The 2650-nt window shown below is 74.8% G+C and carries 3 protein-coding genes; 2 read left to right on the forward strand and 1 reads right to left on the reverse strand.

The window, feature by feature from the left end; translation table 11 throughout:
- Positions 1 to 79: 79 nt before the first annotated feature.
- A complete protein-coding gene (locus tag G3I42_RS22100) occupies positions 80 to 580 on the forward strand; it encodes a hypothetical protein (RefSeq protein ID WP_007825376.1) in 501 nt (166 codons plus the stop codon).
- 27 nt (positions 581 to 607) lie between these two features.
- On the opposite strand, the gene G3I42_RS22105 is transcribed toward G3I42_RS22100, so the two are convergent.
- Positions 608 to 1330, reverse strand: coding sequence for a pentapeptide repeat-containing protein (locus tag G3I42_RS22105; protein WP_203607150.1), 723 nt, complete (start codon positions 1328 to 1330; stop codon positions 608 to 610).
- A gap of 421 nt (positions 1331 to 1751) precedes the next feature.
- Between G3I42_RS22105 and G3I42_RS22110 the strand changes: the two genes are divergently transcribed.
- A partial coding sequence (locus G3I42_RS22110) for a zinc-binding dehydrogenase (protein ID WP_164288529.1) occupies positions 1752 to 2650 on the forward strand: 899 nt, incomplete at its 3' end.

Consider the following 2650-nt stretch of genomic DNA (forward strand, 5'->3'; position numbering starts at 1 on the left):
CCCCCGCGCCGGCCGCCCGCCCGCCCCGTCGCGAGGCCCGCCCCCGCCTGCCCCGCCCGCCCCGTGACACCATTCCCCCGTGCTCGACATCGGCTACGCCCTCTCCCGCCGCCATCCGGATTCGCCGCAAACGGACTACCGGCGTGCCGACCGGTACGCACTGCGGCACGACCTGTTTCTCGGGGACGTGTACCTCGCGGACACGGAGGAGGACCGGGAGCTGGCGACGGCCTGGGGGTGGGTGCCGGTGCTCGATTTCGCGTGGGCGCTGTGCGATATCGCCGAGCTGCTCGACCAGGACCCGATGGGGAGCAGGGCGAGCAGGCCGCAGTACGCGGAGCTGGACTTCACCGAGTCGGCGGACCGGCTGCTCTTCGCGCGCCGCTTCGGCTGGGTCGACATCGAGGCCGAGTGGCGCCCGGAGAGCGAGCGCCCCTTGAGCTTCGCGCACGCCGAACTGCGCCGGGAGGCCCGCGACTTCCTCCACGACCTGCTCGCCGACCTCACCGAGATGCACGAGGAACTGGACGAGAACCCCCTGGTGTGGGACCTGCGCGCCCGCTTCCCTCGCGTGTCCTGACCCCTCACTCCCCAGGTCCAGGACCCGTCACTCCCCCAGGTCCAGGACCCGCATACCCAGCTCGGCCGCGAGCGCCGGCGCGAGGTCGATGAGCTGGTCCGGGCTGATCGCCGCGCCGCGCAGGCCGCCGATCCCGGAGGCGACGCCCAGTTCGGCGGCCCGGCGCAGGTCCACGTCCTTGAGCGTGACCTTGTTGAGGTCCGCGCCCTTCACGACGCAGTCCACGAAGGCGACCCGCTCCAGGCTCGCCCCGCCGAAGTCCGGCTCGACGAGTACGCACGCCTCGAAGACGACGTCCTTGAGCTTCGCGCCGCGCAGGTTGAGGTAGTCGAGCTTCCCGCCGCGCACGACGACCCGTTCGAGCACGGCCCCGTGCGCCTGCGTCCCGCCGAGCCGCGCGTCGATCACCTCGACGTCGCGCAGCGTGGCCTCCGCGAGTTGCGTCCCCACGCCCCGTACCGCTTCCAGGCGCGAGTCCACGAACCGCGCGCGTGTCAGCCGCGTGCCCCCGAGGCCGCAATCGCGCAGCAGGCAGTCGAGGAACGAGGCGCCGCCCCCGTCCCCTTCGTCGAGCGCGTCCCCGTTCCACTCGACGCCGTCGTAGTCCCCGTCCGGCACGAGCCCCCAGCCGGGCGGCTCGACGAGCGCGGGCAACCGCAACTCCGGCCTGCGCGGCGCCCGGACGGCGGGCGTCCGCCGCGCGGGACGGGAGGCGGCGGAGGAGGGACGACGGGTGGAGCGTGAGGTCATGGGGTCACTGTGCCGTACGGGTCTGACAGGGGGTGGGGGAAGGTCGTCCGGGTCTGGCGGGGGGGGGCGGGGGGCCGTACGGGTCTGGCGGGGGGTGGGGTAGGGCCTTACGGGTCTGGCGGGGGGTGGGGAGGTGGCCCGCGACGCCGTTTTCGGGCAGCCCCCGCCCTCCCAGGGGGGCGACCCCAGTACCAATCCTTCCGCACCTCCCGCCCCCACCCACACCAATCCCCCCAATCTGTGGATAACTCCGCCGAACCCGAAAATCGTCTCACTCGTCCGGGTGGCGACCGTCTCCGCGCCAACGCACCATCTGCGGACATGCGCTAGGTTCCGGGACAACCGCGACGCGAAATACCCCGCTCCCGAGCGCTGTTGAGGCCAAACACCGGCCCATCCCCCGCACGAGGAGTCACCCGTCATGCTCGCCGTCCGTATGCGCCGCTTCGGTCCGCCCGACGTCCTCGTCCCCGAGGAGGTGCCCGATCCCGTGCCCGGGCCCGGTGAGGTCGTGGTCGACGTGCGGGCCGCCGGGGTGCACCTCGTGGACACGCGGCTGCGTGCCGGTGCGGGGGGTCCGCTCCCGAAGCTGCCCACCGTGCCCGGCCGCGAGGTGGCCGGGGTCGTGAGCGGACTCGGCGAAGGGACGGACCCGGCGCTGCGCGGAACGCGGGTCGCCGCGCACCTCGGCAACGCCCCCGGCGGCTACGCCACGCGCGCCCTCGTCCCCGCCGCGAACCTCCTGCCCGTGCCGGACGGGCTCGGCCTCGCCGCCGCCGTCGCCCTCGTCGGCACGGGCCGCACCGCGCTCGGCATCCTCAACTTCGCCTCCCTCTCGGCGGCGGACACCGTCCTCGTCCCCGCCGCCGCAGGAGGACTCGGCATCCTCCTCACGCAGTACGCGAGCGGCGCGGGCGCGACGGTCGTCGGCCTCGCGGGCGGCCCGGCGAAGACCCGTCTCGTACGGGAGAACGGCGCCGCGCACGCCGTCGACTACACCCGCCCCGACTGGCCCGCCCGCGTCCGCGAAGCGCTCGGCTCCGAGCGGCCCGTGACGGTCGTGTTCGACGGCGTCGGCGGCGAGGTGGCGCGCGAGGCGTACGGGCTCCTCGCGGACGGCGGCCGGTACCTCGTCCACGGCTGGTCGAGCCTGGGAGCCGAGGCGACCGGGCCCGGATTCGTTCCGGACAAGGCCGAGTTGAGGGCGCGTGCGCAGTCGTACGAGCGGACCGTGGGGCCCGCGATGGCGGCGCGCGAGGGCGGCCCCGACCCGCTCGGCGCGCTCCAGCGCCGCGCCTTCGCCGAGGCGGCGGCGGGACG

This window comes from Streptomyces sp. SID11385 (genome assembly GCF_010548245.1).
Classification (GTDB): Bacteria; Actinomycetota; Actinomycetes; order Streptomycetales; family Streptomycetaceae; genus Streptomyces.